Source organism: Curtobacterium sp. MCSS17_011 (assembly GCF_003224275.1).
In the GTDB taxonomy this organism is placed as follows: domain Bacteria; phylum Actinomycetota; class Actinomycetes; order Actinomycetales; family Microbacteriaceae; genus Curtobacterium.
On record NZ_QKLE01000027.1, the window covers coordinates 1 to 21,970 of the forward strand.

Below are 21,970 nucleotides of genomic sequence, written 5' to 3' on the forward strand. Positions count from 1 at the left end.
AGATGTGTATAAGAGACAGCCATCGCCGACCCGGGTGACGTCACGACGGGGACGACGCGCTTCCACGGCACCGGCACCCCCGGGCACACCGTCCGGGTGACCGGCCCGGCGACGACGGGTTCGTCCGGGTGCACGACCCGGGTCGACCCGAACGGGTCCTGGGCCTGCCTCGGCACCGTCCGCTCCGGACCGCAACAGGTCTTCACGGTGCGCGACCTCGTCGCCGCGCTGCCCGTCTCGAGCGCACCGGCGTCGGACGTCATCGTCCCGCCGACCCTCGCGTCCGCCGGGCCCACCGGCGGGACGGTCTCCGGCACGGGGTACCCCGGATCGACCGTGACGCTCTCGGTGTCCGGGTCCTCGGCGCAGCAGACCGCCCGGGTCGGTGCGGACGGCCGGTGGGTCGCCGCCCTGGGGACCCGGGCCGACGGCCGGTTCACCGTCACGGCGTCGCAGACGGCCAGCACGGCCGACGGGTACCGGTCCGACCTGCGGAGCGCGGCCTCCGCTCCCGTGACGGTCACGGTCGACCGCACGGCGCCGGCCGCCCCGCGCATCACGACACCGGACGACGGCCAGCGCATCGGCACCCGCGGGACGACGGTGGCCGGGACCGGTGAGCCCGGTGCCCGCGTGACGGTGTACGTCGACCGCGCTCCGGTGTGCGGCGTGGTGGTCGGGTCGGACGCCGCATGGTCGTGCTCCACCACGGGGTCGACGTTGCGCGCCGGCGGGCACCAGCTCACCGCGACGCAGCACGACGTCGCGGGCAACTACTCCCGGTCGTCGGCCGCCGTGCGCGTCACGGTGCGGTCCACCACCACGGCCCCGACCGCAGCACCGGCGCCGGGCGCCACGGACACCCCGGGGACACCGGGCACCTCGCCGCCGGGGTCCAGCGCGACGGCGGGCACCCCCGGCACGACCGGCCACGGCGGCACCGGCAACAGCACGCACCCCGGGGGCGACGGCGGCGACGACAGCGCCGCAGTCGGCAACGGCAACGGGTCCAGCAACGGCACCGGTACCGGCAACACTCCGGCAGGCGTCGGCAGCGCCGGAGGCCACCCCGACTGGTCCGGCCCCGCGGGAGACTGGACCGCGGCGACCACGTACGACCGCACCGTCCCGACCATCCAGGCCGCGTTCTCGTGGCGGACCGTCCTGATCGCCACCGCCGTCGCCGCCGGGTTCCTCCTGCTGGTCGCGGCGCCGCTCGCCCTCGTCGCCGCCGTCGCCCGCGGCCGACTCCGCTCGCCGTTCGCCGCGCTGCTCGGCCGCAACCGCTCGCGGTCCGACCGCGCCCGTGGCGACGACCTCCTGCCGACCTGGGCGTCCATCACCATCGCGGTGTCGGTCGCGGCGCTGTGCACCCTGCTCGGGGTCGGCGTCGAGCTCGAGGCCCGGTACGCCCGTCTGGCGATCGCCGTCCTCGCCGGCACCGCGGTCCTGACCGCCGCCGTCGTGTTCGCCACGCGGTGGGCGGCCGGGGCCGATCACCGGACCGTCGGGTTCCGCGTGTCGCCGTGGCTCGTGCTCGCAGCGCTCGTGGCGTGCGGGATCACCCGCGCGGCCGACCTCTCCCCCGCCCTCATCGTCGGTGTCCTCCTCGTGCCGTCCGGCCGCCCCGGCCTGGGGACCGGCCCGCTCCGCCTCGGCACCGGGATCGCCGAGAGCGCCCGGGGTGCGACCTGGCGGGTACTGGCCCTGCTCGGACTCGCCGCGGCCGGCTGGGCGCTGCACAGCCTGCTCCTGGGAGCGGGCTTCTGGGGGTCGCTCGGGTCGGAGTTCGCCATCACGCTGTGCGTCGGCGGCCTCGGCGCCGTGGTCGCGACCCTGCTGCCCGTCGCGAGTTCCGCCGGCGCCGCGATGCTCGCCGCCTCCCGCGGTCGGTACGTCGCACTCGCGGTGGTCGCCGTGGCGCTGACCACGGCGGTCTACTCGGGGGCGACCGGCACGCACGCCGCACCGGCCCTGCTCGTCGGGAGCGCCGCGGCCTGTGTTGCGGCCGCGATCGCGGCCCTGGTCTGGCTGCGCACCGACCGGCGCGCGGCGCGCGTCTGAGCCGAACCGGGCCTCCAGAGCGGCACTCCGCACCGACCGTGGGACAGAAGACGCACATCAGAGCCGGTTCGCGGAGCGCGGGCTAGTGTGACGAGCGGTGCACGTCACACCGCACGGACGACGCCCGCCGCACCGGACCAGCGGTGCAGCAGGACGCGCGATCGGTGCCCGCGCGCAGCACCGACGGTGCGCGCCGCACCGCACGACCGCGGCAGGAGCGATGATGACCGACACCCGGTCCGACTACGACGCGACACGCTTCCGCGAGGTGTTCGAGGGCAGCTTCACCTACGCGAACGGCTTCGTCCGCAACACCCACCGCTTCGCCGGACGGCCCGCGCTGCGTGATCCGGAGACGGACCGCTCGTGGACCTACGCCGAACTCGGTGACGTCGTCGACCGGATCGCCGGGTGGCTCCTCCACCACGGCGCCGGACGTGGCGCGGTCGTGATGGTGGAACTGTTCAACTCGCCCGAGTTCGCGATGCTCTACCTGGCCTGCCACCGCGTCGGGGCCGTGTTCTCGCCGACCAACTTCCGGCTCGCCCCCGACGAGGTCGCGTTCATCATCGAGGACTCCGCGCCCGCCGTCCTGGTGCACGACGCCGTCCGGACGAGCGAGATCGACGCGGCGCTCGAGTCGTCACCGCACCGGCCGGACCACGTCGTCCCGGTCGGCGGGGACGGCGACCGGTTCGCCGAGTTGGTCGCGTCCGATCCCCTCTCGCCCGGGGAACTCGCGGCGATCGGCCCGCGCAGCACCTACGACGAGTCCACCCGGCTGTACACCTCGGGCACCACCGGTCGCCCGAAGCCCGTGCCGCTGCCGAGTCTGGTCGAGGTGCTCAGCGCGCACGACGTGGTCATGCACTTCCCGCTCAGCCCGTTCGACAAGACGCTCAACATGTCGCCGCTGTTCCACCGTGGCGGCTTGTTCTCCGGCGGCCCGAACCCGGTGTTCTACGTCGGCGCCGAGCTCACCACGTTGCGCCACTTCGACGCCGACCGCGTGCTCGACCTGGTCGAGTCCGAGCGCCTGACGTTCCTGATCGGAGCACCGCCGAACCTGGTGCAGCTCGCCGATGCCCAGGAACGTCGGGCAAGGGACCTGTCGAGCCTCAACGGCATCGTGACGATGGGAGCGCCGCTCGACCGTGCCGCGGCCCTGCGCTACCAGGAACTGCTCTCGCCCCGGATCTTCAACGGCTACGGCACGACCGAGACCTTCTGGAACACGTTCCTGCGCCCCGAGGACTTCCCGGACGGCGCCGGCTCCACGGGCCGCGCGTCGACCGACGACGACGTCGCCGTCGTCCGCGTCCACGAGAACCGGTTGGCCGACCCGACCGACACGGTGGCGAAGGACGGCACCGAGATCGGCGAGTTCGCCGTGCGCACCGTGAAGTCCGGCTACTCGTACCGGAACCCCGGGCTCGAGGCCGAGAAGTTCGCGAACGGCTGGTTCTACCCGGGCGACCTCGCCACGTGGGACGAGCACGAGCGGGTGACGATCGTGGGCCGCAAGGACGACATGATCATCTCCGGCGGCGAGAACGTGCACCCCGTCCAGGTCGAGGCCGTGCTGCAGGAGCACCCGGGGGTCGCCGACTCCGTCGTGGTCGGCGTGCCGGACGCGCAGTGGGGCGAGGTCGTCACGGCCTACGTCGTCCGCGCCGGGGACCGGCTGCCGACCGACGACACCGACGCCGCCGCCGTCCTCGAGGAGTGGACCGGCTCCCACCCCGGCCTCGCCCGCTACAAGCGCCCACGGCGGTACCGCTTCGTCGCGGACGTCCCCTACAACGCCACCGGCAAGAAGGTGCACTACCTGGCGAAGGCAACGGCCGCGGCGGACCAGGCAGCAGGCCGGCTGATCGAGCCGTAGCGGGCCCGGTACCCGGCCGGTGACGGACTGGAGGCCCGTGGCGGCGCCGCCACGGGCCTCCGGGCCGTCAGCTGGTCGCGTCCACCGCGCGCCGGGGCGCGTTGCGGGCGAAGAGGCCGGGCAGGAGCCCGCCGATCTTCGTCCCGATGCACAGGCTGACGAAGGTCGCGAGCGGGGTGGCGAGCGCCTCCGGATCGAAGGTGGCCACCGCCACCAGCCCGACCGTCCCCGGCACGAGCAGCAGGAACGCCGGGAAGAACGAGACCGTCGCCGGGATCGCCGGCACGAGCCGCTCGAGCAACCGGGTCGCGACGAACAGCAGTGCCGCCGCGGCCCCGGTCGCGACGACGCTGCCCCAGAGCGGCGTCGTCCCGCTCACCACGGCGTACGCGGTGACCATGACCGCCACCGACACGAGCGTCAGACGCCACCCGGACCGGAACACCAGGCCGAGGCCGACCGCCAACACGACGACGGCGACCCACGAGACCCAGTAGACCGGGACGGACTCCCACCCCGCCAGGTCCGTGCCGACCCCGGCGACCTCGCCGACGAGCGCGGCCGACGACGGGTCGACGTGCAATCCGGTCAGGGCGCTGCCGGATGCGATGCCGGCGGCCATGAAGCCGAGCATGATGAGGCCCTGCACCAGCCGCGACGACCCGGTGACGATGTCCGCGGCCGTGAGTTCGAGCAACGCGTTGGTGATGAGGGCGCCGGGGACGAACACCGCCACCGGGGCGCAGACCGCGAAGAGCGGGACCTGCTCGAACCCGGTGCCCGCGGCGACGAGGCCGACGATCGCCGTCGACACGAACGCGGCGAGGAACGGGATGATCGCCACGGCCTCGCGGAAGCGCCGGAGCAGCAGGCCGATCACGCCGACCAGGCCACCGACGACGAGCGCCAGCACGATCGCCCACCAGGGGCAGCGGAAGACGACGGCCAGGCCGGCGGAGGTCAGGGCGTTGCCGAGGATCCACGGCAGGGCGGGCGGCGGGACGGTGCCGGCGCGGATGGCCCGGACGCGGGCGGGGATCTCGGCGAGGGCGATGGAGCCGCTCTCGAGCCCGAGCACGACGCGGTTGGCGCGGGCGGCCTGGCGGGAGGACAGTTCGACGCCCTCGGCGTTGACGATGGTGGCGGCGCCCGTCGAGACCTCGCTCACCATCACCAGGGCGGGCAGGACGCCGATCGCGAGCGTCGGTCCGACCCCGGCGGCGTCCCGGGCCTTCTCGAGCGCTGACCGGACGTCGGTGACGGAGCTGCCGGCGTCCAGGAGCAGGGCTCCGAGGGTGCCGAGGAGCATGCCGACCGGGACGGTCTCGCCGTCGACGACCTCGACGTGGGCCTCCGGTCGGCGGAGGGTGTTCTGCAGGTTCGCGAGTGCGCTTCCGAGTCCGACCACGATCGTCGATGCTACTGGGCGTGCGGGTTCCGCGCGGCGCGCGCGTCGCGTGCGGTGTTCGGTACCCCCGGTGGGACTCGAACCCACAACTCGGCGATTTTAAGTCGCATGCCTCTACCGATTGGGCCACGGGGGCGGGCCGCAACAGCCTACCGATGCACGAAGGCGGCCACCCTTCGCAGGTGACCGCCTTCGTGACGAGTGGTGCTACTTGGCGTCGGCCTCGGCCTTCACCGGTTCAGGGGCGTTGGAGACGTCCTTCGCGGGCTCGCCGTAGACGGGGCCGGCGGCGCCGGCCACCTTGCCCTCTTCCGGAGCCGGGGCTGCGGCGGGCGCGGCCGGGGTCTCGGCGGCGGGCTTCGGACGGGACGCGAACGCCTCGAACGCGGCACGCGGGGTCTCGCGGTCGTCGAGCGACACGATGTCGCGGCCCAGGAAGAAGCCCCCGACCCAGTCGCCGATGACGCGCCACTTGCGCTCCCACGACGGCATGGCCAGGCCGTGGTAGCCGCGGTGCGCACCCCAGGCCAGGAAGCCCTTCATGGCGAACTTGCCGGACTGGAACACACCGGTGCCCAGGCCGAGACCCGCGACGGCACCGAGGTTCTCGTGCTTGTAGTCGGTCGTCGCCTCGCCACGGATGGTCGCGACGACGTTCTTCGCGAGCTGCTTGGCCTGGCGCACGGCGTGCTGGGCGTTCGGCACGCAGAACCCGCCGACACCGCCGCCGGTCAGGTCCGGCACGGCTGCGACGTCGCCGCAGGCCCAAGCGTCGGCGATCACGCCGTTGTCGTCGACCACGCGCAGGTCGGGCTGCACGCGGATGCGGCCACGCTGCTCGAGCGGGAAGTCGGTGCCCTTGACCATCGGGTTCGCCATGACACCGGCGGTCCAGATGATGAGGTCGGACGGGATCGTCTCGATCGCGCCGTCGCTCGTCTTGAGCTCGCAGACGCCACCCACGGCCGAGGCCAGCTGGGTCTCGAGGTGCACGGCCGCGCCACGCTCGGCGAGGTTCTTGAGCACCCAGTGCGAGGTCTCGAGCGAGACCTCGGGCATGATGCGGCCCATCGCCTCGACCAGGTGGAAGTGCGTGTCGTCGAAGGACAGCTGCGGGTGGCTCTTCAGCAGGTCGGTGACGAAGGAGCGGAGCTCGGCGAACACCTCGATGCCGGCGAACCCACCACCGACGACGACGACGGTGAGCAGGCGGTCGCGCTCGGGACCGGCCGGCAGGTTCGCCGCCTTGTGGAAGTTGCTGAGGATGCGGTCACGGATGGACGCGGCTTCCTCGATGGTCTTCAGGCCGATGGCCTCGTCCGCGACGCCCGGGATCGGGAACGTGCGGGACACCGCGCCGGCGGTCATGACGATCTGGTCGTAGGACTCCTCCCACGCCTCGCCCTCGGTCGGGGTGATCGTCGCCGTCTTGGTGGCGTGGTCGACCTTGGTGACCTTCGCCGTGACGACGCGGGTCTTCTTGAGGTGACGACGGTGCGCGACGACCGCGTGGCGCGGCTCGATGGAACCGGCGGCGACCTCGGGCAGGAACGGCTGGTACGTCATGTACGGCAGCGGGTCCACCATGACGACCTCGGCTTCGCCCTGGCGAAGGTGCTTCTCGAGCTTCCATGCGGTGTAGAAACCGGCGTAACCGCCGCCGACGACGAGGATCTTGGGCACGGGGGATGATCTCCTTGGATGGGGGTGTGCGGGAGTCGGGTCAGACTTCGCCGCCACCCGCCCCGACTCCAGCGTCTGCACCGTCATCATACGCCCGGCACTCACACCGGGAGGGCGACCAGTCCGCGCGCTCGAGCGCGAGGTCACCGATGGGGTTGACGCCGGGTCCGGCGGCGAGGGCGTGGCCGACGAGGGCGTGCAGGCACTTCACGCGGGTGGGCATGCCACCGGCGCTGATGCCGTCGATCTCGTCGACGTGTTCGATCGACTCGCGATCGGCCAGGTAGGACTCGTGCGCCGCGCGGTACTGCGCGGCGACTTCGGGGTCCTCGAGCAGGGCTGCCAGCTCGGGCATCACCTGGTTGGCCTCGAGGGTGCTGACCGCAGCGGTGGCCGCGGGGTGGCACAGGTAGTAGAACGTCGGGAACGGGGTGCCGTTCGACAGCCGGGGCTTCGTGGAGACGACGGTGGGGTTGCCACAGACGCAGCGTGCCGCGATCCCGATGACGTCACGTGCCGGTCGGCCGAGCTGCGCCGACACGACCTGGACGTCGCGGTCGGAGGGCGGGTCGAAGGGTGGGGTCGTCACGGGAACGTGAGCCTACCGGAGAAGCGGAACCCCTCGCACCGTCGGGCCGGACGGCTCCGCGCCCTGCGTCCCGGGACTACTTGCTCTCGCCCGTGCCGGCGACGTCGGGCGCGACGAGGTCGGCGGCCCGCTCGTCGGTCAGCCCGGACTGCAGCACCGACGAGAGCATCGCCTGCACCCAGTCGACCTTGGGCGTCTGCACCTTCGCGCTCACGGGGGTGCCTGAGTCGGTGGTCGGGGTCTTCTCGGCCCGCTTGTCCTCGGTGCCCATCACGAGGTAGCTCTCCTCGCCCGGGTAGACGTAGAGCAGCCGGTCGCGGGCCTGTGCCTCGATGTACGCCGGGTCGTCCCAGCGCGCGACGTCCTGCTTCTTCTGCGCGACGTCGGCCTTCTGGCTCGCGACCTCCTGCTGCTGCTGGGCGATCTGCTCCTGCTGCTGGATGAGCGTCCGGAGCGACGGCGCGAGCACCACCACGAAGAGCACGATGATCGCGAGCATGAGCAGGCTGAACCCGGAGAAGTGGATCGAGCGGTACCAGGGCTGCGCGGGCGTGCTGCCGTCGGGCATCGCCACGGGGACGCGGCGGACGCGGGGCTTCTGGCTGGGCACGGTCCGACGATAACCCGGCACGGTCGGTCCGGCCGCCCGGCACGCGGCCGTTCGGCGCCCTCCCAGCGACTCGCGTCGTCACGTCTCTGCCCAGCTGAAGACGCCGTCGTCTCGTCGAGACGCCTCCGGATTCGCCGGCGTCTCACGGACTTCGCGGCGTCAGACTGACACGACGGCGTCACGCAGACGGCGGGCGGGTCCGGGTCCGGGTCCGATCGAGGCTGCCGGGAGGCTCGGCTCCGGCCCGCCCGGCCGGCCCGCACCTGGAGTGGTCACCACACACCGCCCGACGCACGTCCGGTGGTCACGTCCTGTCGGTCAGGCCCGGGCCAGCCGACGACTCGCGACCACTCGGCGCAGCGCGCGCGGCACGTCCTGGCCGCTCGGCACTTCGGGGCCCCGTACCGACGAGACGCCGCCCTCCCGGAGGAGGACGGCGTCTCGGTGGTGCAGGTACTGCTGGTCGACTGGTTACAGCGACGCGGCGCGCGGGAAGGCCGAGCGACCGGCGTAGACCGCGGCGTCGCCGAGCTCTTCCTCGATGCGGAGCAGCTGGTTGTACTTCGCGACGCGGTCCGAGCGGGCCGGGGCGCCGGTCTTGATCTGGCCACCGTCGACCGCGACCGCGATGTCCGCGATCGTGGTGTCCTCGGTCTCGCCGGAGCGGTGCGACAGGATCGAGGTCAGGCCGTGACGGTGCGCGAGCGAGACCGCGTCGAGCGTCTCGGTGAGCGTGCCGATCTGGTTGACCTTGACGAGGATCGAGTTCGCGGCCTTCTCGTCGATGCCCCGCTGCAGACGCTTCGGGTTGGTGACGAACAGGTCGTCGCCGACGATCTGGACCTTGTCGCCGAGCTCGGCGGTCAGGTGCGACCAGCCTTCCCAGTCGTCCTCGGCCAGCGGGTCCTCGATGGTGACGAGGGGGTAGTTCGCGACGAGCTCGGCGAAGTAGGAGGTGAACTCCTGGCTCGAGAGCTGCTTGCCCTCGAACTGGTACTTGCCGTCCGAGAAGAACTCGGTGGAGGCGACGTCGAGGCCGACGGCGATGTCCTTGCCGGGCGTGTAGCCGGCCTTCTCGATCGCGGTGAGCAGGAAGTCGAGCGCGGCGCGGTTCGACGCGAGCTCCGGCGCGAAGCCGCCCTCGTCGCCGAGGCCGGTGGCCAAGCCCTGCTTCTTCAGCTCGCCCTTGAGGGCGTGGTAGGTCTCGACGCCCCAGCGGAGTGCCTCGGAGAAGGACTCGGCGCCGTAGGGCACCAGGAAGAACTCCTGGATGTCGACGTTGGTGTCCGCGTGGGCACCACCGTTGACGACGTTCATCAGCGGGACGGGCAGCGTGTGCGCGTTCGGGCCGCCGAGGTAGCGGAACAGCGGCAGGTCGACCGAGTCGGCTGCGGCACGGGCCACGGCGAGCGAGGCGCCGAGGATCGCGTTCGCGCCGAGGCGCGACTTGTTCTCGGTACCGTCGAGCTCGATGAGCGCGGCGTCGACGAGGCGCTGGTCGGTGGCGTCGAAGCCCTCGAGCGCCGGGCCGATCTCGTCGAGGACGGCGTCGACGGCCTTGAGCACGCCCTTGCCGCCGTAGCGCGAGGCGTCGCCGTCGCGCAGCTCGTACGCCTCGAACGCGCCGGTGGATGCACCGGACGGGACGAGCGCGCGGGACACGACGCCGTCGTCGAGGAGGACCTCGACCTCGACCGTCGGGTTGCCTCGGGAATCGAGGACTTCGCGTGCGCCTACGGCATCGATCAGGGCCACGGGGTACTCCCTACACATTGGTTGTGGTGATTGCGGTGTCGATCCTAGCGAGCGGAGGTGAACACGACGTCGGCCGTCACGCCGGGCTGTGGACGAGTCCGTGCTGGAACGAGGACTGGGTGCTCAGTCGAGCGGGCGGAACTCGACGCCCTCGAGCGACGCGGTGTCCGCCGAGACGGTCGCGAACGCCGTGAAGCCCTGGGCGGCGAGGCCGGCGAGCAGGTTCTTCGTGTTCTTCGTGCGACGCTCGAGCCGGACGCGCCGGTGGGACTCAAGGGCCTCGGTCTTCAGCGCGGCGAGCCGGACCGGGTCGACGTCCTTGTCGTACACGAGCACGACGGCGTCGGCCTCGGCGGACTCCGGGAGGGTCACGAGGTCGACGAGCCGCTCGAACCCGAGCGAGAACCCGACCGCGGGGACGTCCTGCCCGAGGAACCGGCCGATCATCCCGTCGTACCGGCCCCCGCCACCGAGGCTGTAGCCGAAGTCGGGGTGCGCGACCTCGAAGATCGTGCCCGTGTAGTAGCCCATGCCGCGCACGAGCGTCGGGTCGAGCCGCAGGTCCACCCCGGGCAGCGCCTCGCGCAGGCGGAGCAGGTCGGCGAAGGCCTCGGCGTCGAGCCACGGCGCCCCCTCGACCGACGCCCAGTCGGCGGCCTCGAGCGCGCGGATGGTGTCCTCGAGCCCGGGCAGGTCGGCACCCACGGTGCTGCGGAGTTCCGCCGCGACGCCGTCCGCACCGATCTTGTCGAGCTTGTCGATCGTGATGAGCGCGCGGTCGGCGGCGGCGGGCTCGGTGATCCCCCACGACGCGAGGAGCGCCAGCAGGATCCGGCGGTCGTTGATCCGGATCGTCGTGCCGCTGACCCCGAGGGCGTCGAGGGCCGCGGTCGTCGCGCGGATGAGCTCGATCTCGGCGAGCTGCCCGGGCTCCCCCAGGATGTCGATGTCGCACTGCACGAACTGGCGGTAGCGGCCCTTCTGCGGGCGCTCGGCACGCCAGACCGGCGCGATCTGCACGGATCGGAACACCGACGGCAGCTCCGCACGGTGCGAGGCGTAGAACCGGGCGAGCGGGACCGTCAGGTCGAACCGGAGACCGAGGTCGGCGAGGTCCAGCGGGGCTTCGGCGGCCTGCAGGTCCTCGGTGGTGAGCCCGCGCTTCATCACCGCGAACGCCAGCTTCTCGTTGTCGCCGCCGAGCCCGGAGTGCAGCCGCGCAGCGTCCTCCACCACCGGGGTCTCGATCTCGTCGAAACCGTGCCGCGAGTAGACGTCCCGCACGACACCGAGCACGTGCTCGCGCCGGGCCTTGTCCGCCGGGAGGAAGTCACGCATGCCACGGGGTGCCGTCACGGTCGTTGCCATGCGGTCAATTCTGGCAGACGGGCGTCTTTCGACTTGCGCGCCCGCCGACCTACTGGCATACTGCATGCAGAACCTCGGTCCGGATCGTGCCTGATCCACGCTCCGGACCGTTCGCGGGGCGACGTGCTGCAGTGCGTCCCGCGGTTCGAGCGGGCTTCCCTGTCGGCCCCTCTCCCTGGTGGAGCCGACGCCCGCTCGCGGGCGCCCTCTCTTTTTCGGGTTGGGAGGGCGCCCGTTCTCCCCTGCCCGGAACGATGCCGCAGGCCCGGAACGACGTCGCGCACCAGGGATCACTCCGCCGCGCGACCGGCGACCTCGAGCGCCGACACCGCGGCCCGCAGGCTCGCGACCGGATCCACGCCGCGTCGCGCCGCAGCGGCGACCTCCCCGAGCACCGCTCGCCCCCACTCGGCGTCCACCGTGCCCCCTCCGTCATCCGCAGCGGGCGCGGCGGACGCACCACGGGCCTCCCGGCCGACGCCGGTACCGGAACCGACGACGGACGCGACGACCGCGTCCGCGTCCCCACGTTCCTCCAGGCGCTCCAGCAGCTTCACCGCGCGCTCCAGCGGTGGCATCGCCCGCGGCACCCCGTCGAACGCACTCCGCCGACTCGCCTTCTCGGCCGCCTTCGCCGCACGCCAGACCCGCACCACGTCCTCGACGGTGTCCGCGGTCTCGTCGCCGAACACGTGCGGGTGCCGCCGCGTCATCTTGTCCCGCACCCCGGCGGCGACGTCCTCGAGGGTGAAGTCCCCCGCCCGAGCGGCGATCCCGGCGTGCAGGACCACCTGGTAGAGCAGGTCCCCGAGTTCCTCGCGGACGTCGTCCGGGTCGCCGTCGTCGATCGCGTCGACGAGTTCGTACGACTCCTCGACGGCGTACCGGGCGAGCGAGGCGTGGGTCTGCGCCCGGTTCCAGACGCACCCGCCGTCCTCGGCGAGCAGGCGGTCGACGACGGTCACGAGGTCCGGTACGGCGGTCATCCGGCCATGGTCCCACTCCCGTAGACTGGCGGTGGTGTGTCGGGAAGTCTGGTCGACGGACACTCACCCGACCCCTCGAGACGGAGATCCATGTCGTCCCTCGTCCGCTCCCCCCGCTTCAGCGCCATCGCGCTCCTCACCGCCGCCGTGCTCGGACTGGTGGTGGCGAACTCCCCGGTGGGCCCCGGCCTCGAACGGCTGCTCGACGCGCACCTGCCGCTCGGTGCCCTCGGCTTCGACCTGTCGATCGCGCACTGGATCAGCGACGGCCTCCTCGCGGTCTTCTTCCTGCTCGTCGCGATCGAGCTGAAGCAGGAACTCGTCGACGGCGAACTGTCGAACCCGAAGACCGCCATCGTGCCGGCCATCGCCGCGGTCGGCGGCGTGCTCGTCCCGGCCGGCATCTTCCTGCTGGTGACCGCGGGCACGCAGTACACGCACGGCTGGCCGATCCCGACGGCGACGGACATCGCGTTCGCGCTCGGGGTGCTCGCCATGTTCGGTCGCGGGCTGCCGAGCGGCATCCGCGTGTTCCTGCTCGCGCTGGCCGTGCTCGACGACCTCATCGCGATCATCATCATCGCCGTGGTGTTCGCCCACGACACCGACTTCCTGGCCCTCGCCGGTGCCGTCGTCACGCTGGCGGCGTTCTGGCTGCTCGGCCGGATGCTCCGTCCGGGCCGCAGCGGCCAGACGCTGATCATCGTGGCGATGGTCGTGGTCGGGCTCCTGACCTGGTGGCTCGTCTACCACTCCGGTGTGCACGCCACCATCGCCGGCGTGGCGCTCGGGCTCGTGCTGCCCCGCCGCCCGGGCCACACCCTGCACGAGAACGTCGAGCCGTGGTCGAACGCGATCGTGCTGCCGGTGTTCGCGTTCGCCTCGGCCGCGGTCATCATCCCCTCGGTCGGCATCAGCGAGCTCTCCCCCACGTTCTGGGCGGTCGTCCTCGCCCTGCCGGTCGGCAAGGTGATCGGCATCACACTGTTCGGCACGATCGCCACGCGGATCTTCCGCTCCCCCGGCCGCTCGTCGCTTTCGTTCTTCTCGATCATCACCGTCGGCGTGCTCGGCGGCATCGGGTTCACGGTGTCGCTGCTCATGAACGAGCTGGCGTTCGCCCGCAACGAGGAGATCCTCGACGAGGGCGTCCTCGCCGTGCTGGTCGGATCGGGCATCGCCATCGTGGCGTCGGCCGTCGTCGTCACCCTGCGGGCGCGGGCGTACCGCGCACGCCGCGAGCTGTCCGAGGCCGAGGACACCGAGTAGCGACTCGCGGGCCGCGGTTCGCACCCGTTCCGCGACAGAGCACGCGTCGTTCGACGCGTGGATCGTCGCGAACGGCGTGCGCGCCGTGGACGTGGTCACGGACAGACGGGAGGCACGGTGCGGGCCCGCACCGTGCCTCCAGGCCGTCTCCACTCGCGTCTACGCGGCCGGCGCCTCCGCCGGTGTCGTGGCCCCGTACACGGCGGTGAGGATGCTCTCCACCCACTGGATGAGGGCGTCGTCCGGCAGGGCCTGGTCGTGCGGTCGCGGCATCGGGATGCTCGTCGCGTTCTGCTGCGGGAACCAGCGCGCCCCCGGGAACATGCGCTTGAGGCGCACCTGCGACGAGTCGGCGAGCTCCTTGCCGGCGACCCGCAGGTTCGAGCCCATCACGACGACGTCGGACAGGCCGACCTGCTGCGCCATGCGACGGAGGCGGGAGACCTCGACCAGGGTCTGCACGGCCTGCGGAGGCTGCCCGTAGCGGTCGGTGAGCTCGTCGAGCACCATGTCGATCGCGTTCGGCTGCGCCGTCGGGGCCGAGGCCGCCGAGAGCTTCTGGTACGCCTCGAGCCGGAGCCGCTCGGACTCGACGTAGTCCTCGGGGATGTGCGCGTCGACGGGGATCTCGAGCCGGAGCTCGGTCTGCCCCTCGGCGACGTCGCCGCGGAACTGCGACACCGCCTCGCCGATCATGCGGAGGTACAGGTCGAACCCGACACCCGCGATGTGGCCGGACTGCTCCCCACCGAGCAGGTTGCCGGCCCCGCGGATCTCGAGGTCCTTCATGGCGACCTGCATGCCCGCGCCGAGCTCGTTGTTCGCGGCGATCGTCTCGAGGCGGTCCTGCGCGGTCTCGGACAGCGGCTTGTCGGAGTCGTAGAGGAAGTACGCGTACCCGCGCTCGCGACCACGGCCGACACGACCGCGCAACTGGTGCAGCTGCGACAGACCGTACTTGTCCGCCTTGTCGATGATGAGCGTGTTCGCGTTGGCGATGTCGAGGCCCGTCTCGATGATCGTCGTCGAGACCAGGACGTCGAAGCGGCGCTCCCAGAAGTCGACCATGACCTGCTCCAGGACGGTCTCCGACATCTGCCCGTGGGCCACGGCGATGCGGGCGTCCGGCACGATCTCGGCGAGGTGCGCGGCGACCGACTGGATGTCCTTCACGCGGTTGTGCACGTAGAACACCTGGCCCTCACGCAGCAGCTCGCGGCGGATCGCGGCCGCCACCTGCAGGTCGGACTGCGGTCCGACGAAGGTCAGGATCGGGTGGCGGTCCTCGGGCGGGGTGGCGAGGGTCGACATCTCGCGGATGCCCGTGACCGCCATCTCGAGCGAGCGCGGGATCGGGGTCGCCGACATCGCCAGGACGTCGACGTTCGTCTTGAACTTCTTGAGCTGGTCCTTGTGCTCGACGCCGAACCGCTGTTCCTCGTCGATGATGACGAGCCCGACGTCCTTGAAGGTGATGCCCTGCGACAGGATCCGGTGGGTCGCGATGACGATGTCGACCGTGCCGTCGGCGAGCCCGGCGATGGTCTCCTTCGACTCCTTCTCGGTCTGGAACCGGCTCAGGGCGCGCAGGTGCACGGGGAACCCGGCGAAGCGCTCCTGGAACGTCTCCATGTGCTGGCGGACGAGCAGGGTCGTCGGGACGAGCATGACGACCTGCTTGCCGTCCTGCACGGCCTTGAACGCGGCACGGATCGCGACCTCGGTCTTGCCGTAGCCGACGTCGCCGGACAGCAGGCGGTCCATCGGGATCGGGCGTTCCATGTCGCGCTTGATCTCGTCGATCGTGGTGAGCTGGTCGGCGGTCTCAGCGAACGGGAACGCCTCTTCCAGCTCGCGCTGCCACGGGGTGTCCGGACCGAACGCGTGCCCCTTCGACGCCATGCGCGCCGAGTACAGCTTGACCAGGTCGACGGCGATGTCGCGGACGGCCTTGCGGGCCTTCGACTTGGCGGCGGACCAGTCCGAGCCGCCCATCTTCGACAGGGTCGGGGACTCGCTTCCGACGTAGCGCGACAGCTGGTCGAGCTGGTCCGTCGGCACGAAGAGCTTGTCACCGGGGTAGTTGCGCTTCGACGGCGCGTACTCGAGCACGAGGTACTCGCGCTGCGTCTTCACGGCGTTGCGGCCGCCGCTGGAGACCTCGCGGCTGACGAGCTCGACGAACTTGCCGATGCCGTGCGTCGCGTGCACGACGACGTCGCCCGGCTTGAGCTGCAGCGGGTCGACGACGTTCTTGCGCCGGCTCGCGAGCTTCTTGACGGTGCGGGCACCCTGCTGGACGCTGCGGCCGTAGAACTCCGCCTCGCTCAGGACCGCGATGCGGGGGTCAGGGATCGCGAAGCCGTGCTCGACGGTCGCGGTCGTCACGACGGCGACGCCGGGCTCGGGCGGCGCGGTCACGGCGTCGGCACGGGCGGCGACCCCGGCGTCGGCGAGCACCTGCACCGCACGCTCGACGAGGCCCTGGCCCTGCGCGGTCACCACGACGGCCCACCCGTCGTCGGTCAGCGACTTGACGTGCGCGATCGCCCCGTCGGCGCTGCCCGCGAAGCTCGGGACGGCCTCGGCCCGGACGCGGATGTACTCGCCGGCCTCGGCAGCGGCCTCGGCGTCCGTGAGGACGCGCTCGGTGTCCCCTTCGTCGAGGCCGGAGTCGAACGGCGACACCGTCCACCAGGTGCGCTGCCCGCGGGTGTTCTTCAGCTGCTGCACGGTCAGGAAGTTGCCCGCGTCGAGGTCGATCGGGGCCTGGGCGCCGGCGACCGCTGCGCTCCAGGCCGCCTGCAGGAACTCGGTGTTCGTCTCGGCCAGGCTATTCGCGCGGCCGTTCACCCGCTCGGGCGAGAACACCGCGATGGTGGCGTCGTCCGGCAGGTAGGAGGTCATCGGCACGAGGTCCTGCACGAGCGCCGGGGCGAGGGACTCCATGCCCTCGACCGGGATGCCCTCGGCGATCTTGGCGAGCATCTGCGACAGGTTCGGGAACTCGTGCAGCATCTCGCGCGCCCGCTGCCGGACGTCGTCGCTGAGCAGGAGTTCGCGCGAGGCGGTGAGCTCGACCGACCCGAGGTCGTCCTCGGTGGTGCGCTGGTCGGCGACGGAGAACGCCTTGATCGCCTCGATCTCGTCGCCGAAGAAGTCGACGCGTGCCGGGTGGTCGGCCGTCGGCGGGAAGACGTCGAGGATGCCACCGCGCACCGCGAACTCACCACGGCGGGTGACGAGGTCGACACGCGAGTAGGCGAGGTCCACCAGCTGGGACGCGATCGCCGCCAGGTCGTTGCCCCGCGAGTCGGTCCGCAGCACCACCGGCGCCAGGGACGTCAGGTTGCTCGCGATCGGCTGCAGCGCGGCGCGGACACTCGCGACGACGATGGTCTGGCGGCGCTCGGCCGGGTCCGTCGCCTGCCACGCCGCGAGCTTCCGGAGCGTCGCGATGCGCGTGCCGACGGTCTGGGCACTCGGGCTGAGGCGTTCGTGCGGCAGGGTCTCCCACGCCGGGAACTCGAGCACGTCGGCGTCGGGGACGTAGCTGCCGAACGCTTCGCGGACGGCCTCGGCTTCACGCCCGGTCGCCGTGATGACGAGGACGCACTGCGGCCCCTTGCGCTCGGCGAGCAGCGCGCCGAGCAGCGGCACGCGCAGGCCGTCCACGACGGAGAAGTCGGCGTCGCGCGGTGCGGCGCGCAGCACGCGATCGAAGGCGGAGGCGCGCGAGAGCGCAGGGATGATGCCCGAGATCGTCACTCAGGAGATAGTACCGGCCGCCACCGACACCGGCCGCGGCGTGCGCGACGGGCGAACAGCGCCGATCGGTCAGGACGGGGCGTGCACGCGCTGCTGCGCGGCGAGCAGCCCGACCTCGGCGATCGCCTGTACGGCGTCGGCGGCGTCTGCCAGCAGGATCGGCAGCGTCTTCTTCTCGGCTGCGGAGAAGTCACGCAGCACGTAGTCGGCCGGGTCCTGCCGACCGGGCGGACGTCCGATGCCGACCCGGACGCGCGTGAACTCGTTCGTGCCGGTGGCCTTGATGATGTCGCGCAGACCGTTGTGGCCGCCGTGCCCGCCGTTGCCCTTCAGGCGGACGGTGTCGAACGGCAGGTCGAGTTCGTCGTGCACGACGACGAGGTCGGCCGGGGTGGCGCTGTAGAAACCGAGCACCGAGGAGACCGGTCCGCCCGAGGTGTTCATGAACGACCCGGGCTTCGCCAGCACGAGTCGCGTGCCGCCGGGCACCAGGCGCCCCTCGGCGACCTGGTTCGGCGTCTTGTGCTTCTTGAACTTCGCACCCATGCGCGAGGCGAGTTCGTCGAGGACCATCTGGCCGACGTTGTGGCGGTTGCCGGCGTAGTCGGGCCCGGGGTTCCCGAGCCCGACCACGACGAGGATTCGATCCGTCACAGCGTCGACCAGATGTCTTCGAAGGGGTGTTACTCGGAGACCGGCTCGGAGCCGCCCTCGGCACCCGACTCGGCGCCGGCCTCGGCCGAGGCCTCGTCCGCGGCGTCGTCGTCAGCGGTGCCACGCGGGGTGACGATCGCGACGACCAGCGCCTCGGGGTCGGTCTCGAGCTCGGCACCCTCGGGGAGCTCGAGCTGAGCGGCGTGGATCTGCACGCCGTCCTCGAGGCCCTCGACGTTCACGGAGACGTGCTCCGGGATGTCGGTGGCGAGCACGAGCAGCGAGATCGTGTTGAGGTCCTGCACGTGGATGGTGCCGGAGAACGACTCGCCCTCGATGACGACGGGCACGTCGACCGTGACCTTCTCGCCGCGGCGGAGGACCACGAGGTCGATGTGCTCGATGATCTGGCGCACCGGGTCACGCTGGACGTCCTTGACGAGGGCGAGCTGCGCAGCACCCTCGATGTCGAGGTCGACGACCGCGTTGGCGGTACGGACGAGCAGCATGGTCTCGTGACCGGGCAGCGAGATGTGCTTCGGCTCGGTGCCGTGGCCGTAGACGACGGCGGGGATCTTGTCGGCCGCGCGGAGCTTGCGGGCGGCGCCCTTGCCGAACTTGGTGCGGACTTCCGCTGCGAGCTTGGTGTAGTCGGCCATGGTGCCTCCTGGTGTCGGGGACGACGCCGGGATGCCGGCATCGTGGGGGTCTGTGGTGTTGCAACTCGAACGCGTGCACGCGTGAGGAACGATCCCAGGGTCTTGCCGGGTATCCCACCGCGTCGATCACGGCCGCGCGAACGCAGCCCTCGCCGAAGTCAGGCACTGAGTCTAGCAGCACCGTCCGGGCGTGTCGCGCGCCACGGTCCGGACGTGCGCCGGGACGGACGGGAGGCCCGTGGCGGTCCCGCCACGGGCCTCCCGTCCGTCGTCCCCACGCGGCGGGCGCGGGGCGCTCCCCCAGAACCGCTCCCCGCGACCGCCGCGTCAGTCGACGCCCGCCGGTGCCGCCGGGGCGAGCCGCGCGATCACCCGGTCGAGACGGGCATCCACCTGCGGTTGCCGCGTCGAGCCCTTCCGGAGCGTGGCCGCGTCGGTCGCGGTGACGTGCAGCAGCCGTTCCCACTCCGCCGCGTACAGCGCGCGGCGGTAGCCGGACGACACCTGGCAGGCGACGTCTCGTTCGGCGACGGCGACCTCGGCCTTCCCCGGGCCGTCCGAGAAGAGCACGACCTGGTCGCCGTCACGGGCGCTGACGTGCATCGAAGGGGTCGGCATGCCCTCCGGACCCTCGGGCAGGTCCGGCACACCCGACGGCGCCATGCAGGTGCGCCACCCGGCCGCGGCCGTGCGGACCGGGTCGTCCTGGCGTGCGTCCAGCGCCGCCAGGTACGTCAGGCGCTGGGCCAGTTCGGACGCGGTCTGCTCGGTGCCGCGCAACGTGGTGCCGAGGGACTTCCGGGCTGTCTCCCAGCAGCGGGCAGCCACGTCGTCCGGAAGCGCGGCGATCGCGGCTTGGCGGTCCGGGTCGTACCCCCACTGCCGCATGCCCTCCTGGTTCGCACCGGCGGCGGACGGCCCGTGGTAGCCGCGAGCCTCGGCGAGCGCCGCGGTCAGGGGTCGGGTGGTCGCGAGCGCAGGTGACGGGTTCGCCCGAGCGGCGGTGTCGGCCGCGTCGTGGTCGGCCTGCAACCCGGCCGCGGTCGCCCACGGCACCGGGTCGTCGATGCCGGCCCGCCGCAGACACGGTTCGGCCACCAGGTTCTCGGCGTAGGTGGTCTTCGACGAGGACGGCGCGACGAAGGCATCGAGGGGCATCGCCCACGAGCTGCTGTCCTGCTCGACGGTGGGCGCGACCGGGACGTCGGCCGGTTCCGGCAGACCGTGGACGATCGCCGTGGCGAGGCCCGCGAGGACGACGACGAGGGTGGCGGTCTTCGCGACCCGGTTCGTGATCTGCATGGTTCCCCCTAAGCGCGGACGAGGCCGCGTTCGTGAGCGGTGATGACGACCTGGATCCGGTTCCGGAGTCCGAGCTTCGTCAGGACGGCGCGGACGTGGGTCTTCACGGTGGCGTCGCTCAGGAAGACCGACGCGGCGATCTCGGCGTTGCTGAGCCCCTTCGCGACGAGCAGGAAGACCTCGCGCTCGCGGGCCGTCAGCGCGTCGAGGACCTCGTCGCGTCGGTCGGTCACGGCCGGGGTGCCCTGTGCGCGCAGCAGGTCGAGCGCCTCGGCTTCGGTCGGGGCCGGTCGGCCGGCGTGCACGTCGCGGATGGTCGCGGTGACGACGTCGGGCAGGGCGTCCTTCGTCAGGAACGCGGCGGCGCCGGCACGGAGTGCTGCGAGGACGGCGTCGTCGCGGCGGATGGTGGTGAGCGCGACGACCCGCGGGCGGTCCTGGGTCGAGGCGGCGAGACGCGCCAGGGTCTCGATGCCGTTCATGACCGGCATCCGCAGGTCGAGCAGCAGCACGTCGGGGCGCTCGGCGGCGCAGAGCTCGAGGGCAGCGGCACCGTCTCCGGCGGTCCCGACGCAGGTCATGTCGGCCTGGGCGTCGACGAGCATCTGCATCCCGGTGGCGAACAGTCGCTGGTCGTCGACGACGGCGACGCGGACGGCGCTCATCGGACGTGCTCCGGCAGGACGTCCTCGGTGTCGGCCGTCGCCGTGGTCGGCACCGCGGCGGTCGTCGGCAGCCACGCGGTGACGACCCACTCGTCCGGGGTGTCGCCGGCACCGGCGCGCAGCCAGCCGCCGGCCAGTCGGGCACGCTCCTGCATCCCGGCGACACCGGACCCCACGCCGTCGAACTCAACGAGCGGCTCGCTCCCCCGTGACGTCACGACGACGCCGAGCCCCGGGCCGCGCCAGTCGAGCCCGACCCGAGCCGTCGCTGTCCGCCCCTGGTGCTTCAGCACGTTCGTCAGGCTCTCCTGCACGATCCGGTGTACCGCGCTGGCGCTGCTCGCGGGCAGCAGCCCGGCGCCGTGCTCCTCGAACGTCGCGGTCATCCCGAGCTCCCGCATGTCCTCGATCAGGTCGGGGACGTCGAGCAGTCCGTGGCGGTCGGCGTCGTCGCTCGCCTGGATGCGTTCCACCAGGGCCCGGACGTCACCCAGTGCCGAGCGGCTCACGTCGGCGATGTCCTGCAGAGCCCGGGCGGCGTGTTCGTCCCGCACGGCGATCGCCGCGGCACCCTGGGCCTGGGACACGACGACCGCCAGGGAGTGGGCGAGCGAGTCGTGCACGTCTCGGGCGATCCGCGCGCGGTCCTGCTCGGCGCGGAGCTCGGTCGTGGTCACCTCGGTGCGGCGTTGCGCCTCGACCACCCGGACCCGGGCGAGGCCGATCCGCCACGCGGCCCCGATGGCCACTCCGACCGCCCAGGTGACACCGCTGACCCCGACGAACGCGAACGAGATCGTGACGAGGTCGGACCGGGTCCCGCCGGAGTTCCCCGCCCAGCTGCCCCAGACGTCCTGGTCGGCAGCGGTCGGGACCGCCATCGCCCAGGCGGCCGCCGCACTCGCGAGCAGGAGCACGGGGACCGCCAGGTAGCGGAGCAGGTCGGACCGCCCGGCGCCGACGACGCCGACGACGATCGCGATCGCCAGGTACTCCGGCCACGTGGTGTCGGTCGGCCGTGTGAGCAGGCGTGCAGCCTGCAGGACCGGGACTCCGACGACGAGCCCGAGGGCTGTCGCGGGCATCCAAGCGGCGAGGCCGATCGCCACCGCGAAGGCCGCCACCACCACGACATGCTCGGCGAGTTCCGCACGGCCGGCCTCGGCGACGATCCAGAGCGCGAGGTACACGGCACCGGCTGCGGGTGTCAGCAGCTGGCGGTACCGGCGGAGGAAGGAGGTCATACCGCGAGCGTATGGGCGGCGCCGGACGGGGACCGAGCCGTGCGGCCACTTTTCATCCGAG

16 protein-coding genes and 1 tRNA gene are annotated in these 21,970 nt (G+C 72.1%); 3 read left to right on the forward strand and 14 right to left on the reverse strand.

The features are described from left to right. Window positions 1–207 precede the first annotated feature (207 nt). Both DEJ17_RS14580 and DEJ17_RS14585 read left to right on the forward strand, forming a co-directional pair. Complete coding sequence (locus DEJ17_RS14580; protein WP_220033659.1) at window positions 208–2,064, forward strand: Ig-like domain-containing protein; 1,857 nt, start codon at window positions 208–210, stop codon at window positions 2,062–2,064. 223 nt (window positions 2,065–2,287) lie between these two features. Further along, entirely contained in the window at window positions 2,288–3,949 is a 1,662-nt protein-coding gene (locus DEJ17_RS14585; RefSeq protein WP_110894942.1) for a class I adenylate-forming enzyme family protein, read from the forward strand. A 67-nt stretch (window positions 3,950–4,016) separates the two neighbouring features. Here DEJ17_RS14585 and DEJ17_RS14590 read toward each other — a convergent pair whose 3' ends face one another. From DEJ17_RS14590 to DEJ17_RS14625, 8 genes are all read right to left on the reverse strand, one after another. Further along, window positions 4,017–5,357 (reverse strand): threonine/serine exporter family protein, encoded by a 1,341-nt coding sequence (locus tag DEJ17_RS14590; protein WP_110894913.1) that lies wholly within the window; start codon window positions 5,355–5,357, stop codon window positions 4,017–4,019. Window positions 5,358–5,419: 62 nt separating this feature from the next. Beyond that, window positions 5,420–5,493 (reverse strand) — tRNA-Leu (locus tag DEJ17_RS14595). A gap of 71 nt (window positions 5,494–5,564) precedes the next feature. After that, window positions 5,565–7,040: an NAD(P)/FAD-dependent oxidoreductase gene (locus tag DEJ17_RS14600; RefSeq protein ID WP_110894914.1), complete on the reverse strand. Its 1,476-nt coding sequence runs from the start codon at window positions 7,038–7,040 to the stop codon at window positions 5,565–5,567. 40 nt (window positions 7,041–7,080) lie between these two features. Further along, window positions 7,081–7,629, reverse strand: coding sequence for a DUF501 domain-containing protein (locus DEJ17_RS14605; protein ID WP_071406119.1), 549 nt, complete (start codon window positions 7,627–7,629; stop codon window positions 7,081–7,083). 76 nt (window positions 7,630–7,705) lie between these two features. Continuing rightward, a complete protein-coding gene (locus tag DEJ17_RS14610) occupies window positions 7,706–8,239 on the reverse strand; it encodes a septum formation initiator family protein (RefSeq protein ID WP_110894915.1) in 534 nt (177 codons plus the stop codon). 471 nt (window positions 8,240–8,710) lie between these two features. After that, window positions 8,711–9,994 carry a phosphopyruvate hydratase gene (eno, locus tag DEJ17_RS14615; protein WP_027464494.1) on the reverse strand — a complete coding sequence of 428 codons (1,284 nt, stop codon included), beginning with the start codon at window positions 9,992–9,994 and terminating at the stop codon, window positions 8,711–8,713. Window positions 9,995–10,117: 123 nt separating this feature from the next. Further along, window positions 10,118–11,362 (reverse strand): histidine--tRNA ligase, encoded by a 1,245-nt coding sequence (gene hisS / locus DEJ17_RS14620; RefSeq protein WP_110894916.1) that lies wholly within the window; start codon window positions 11,360–11,362, stop codon window positions 10,118–10,120. Window positions 11,363–11,652: 290 nt separating this feature from the next. Next, complete coding sequence (locus tag DEJ17_RS14625) at window positions 11,653–12,348, reverse strand: MazG family protein (protein ID WP_110894917.1); 696 nt, start codon at window positions 12,346–12,348, stop codon at window positions 11,653–11,655. 90 nt (window positions 12,349–12,438) lie between these two features. Here DEJ17_RS14625 and nhaA point away from each other — a divergent pair, with 90 nt between their 5' ends. After that, a complete protein-coding gene (nhaA, locus tag DEJ17_RS14630; RefSeq protein ID WP_110894918.1) occupies window positions 12,439–13,617 on the forward strand; it encodes a Na+/H+ antiporter NhaA in 1,179 nt (392 codons plus the stop codon). A gap of 159 nt (window positions 13,618–13,776) precedes the next feature. On the opposite strand, the gene mfd is transcribed toward nhaA, so the two are convergent. The 6 genes from mfd to DEJ17_RS14660 all read right to left on the reverse strand — a co-directional run bounded on the left by mfd (window position 13,777) and on the right by DEJ17_RS14660 (window position 21,909). Further along, entirely contained in the window at window positions 13,777–17,385 is a 3,609-nt protein-coding gene (gene mfd / locus DEJ17_RS14635) for a transcription-repair coupling factor (protein ID WP_110894919.1), read from the reverse strand. Between the two features lie 69 nt (window positions 17,386–17,454). Beyond that, window positions 17,455–18,039, reverse strand: coding sequence for an aminoacyl-tRNA hydrolase (pth, locus tag DEJ17_RS14640; protein WP_110894920.1), 585 nt, complete (start codon window positions 18,037–18,039; stop codon window positions 17,455–17,457). Between the two features lie 29 nt (window positions 18,040–18,068). Further along, complete coding sequence (locus DEJ17_RS14645; RefSeq protein ID WP_110894921.1) at window positions 18,069–18,698, reverse strand: 50S ribosomal protein L25/general stress protein Ctc; 630 nt, start codon at window positions 18,696–18,698, stop codon at window positions 18,069–18,071. A 327-nt stretch (window positions 18,699–19,025) separates the two neighbouring features. Further along, window positions 19,026–20,000: a hypothetical protein gene (locus tag DEJ17_RS14650; protein WP_110894922.1), complete on the reverse strand. Its 975-nt coding sequence runs from the start codon at window positions 19,998–20,000 to the stop codon at window positions 19,026–19,028. Between the two features lie 8 nt (window positions 20,001–20,008). Further along, a complete protein-coding gene (locus DEJ17_RS14655; protein WP_110894943.1) occupies window positions 20,009–20,665 on the reverse strand; it encodes a response regulator transcription factor in 657 nt (218 codons plus the stop codon). Continuing rightward, window positions 20,662–21,909: a sensor histidine kinase gene (locus DEJ17_RS14660; RefSeq protein ID WP_110894923.1), complete on the reverse strand. Its 1,248-nt coding sequence runs from the start codon at window positions 21,907–21,909 to the stop codon at window positions 20,662–20,664. The genes DEJ17_RS14655 and DEJ17_RS14660 overlap by 4 nt, the downstream gene beginning before the upstream one ends. Between the last annotated feature and the right edge of the window lie 61 nt (window positions 21,910–21,970).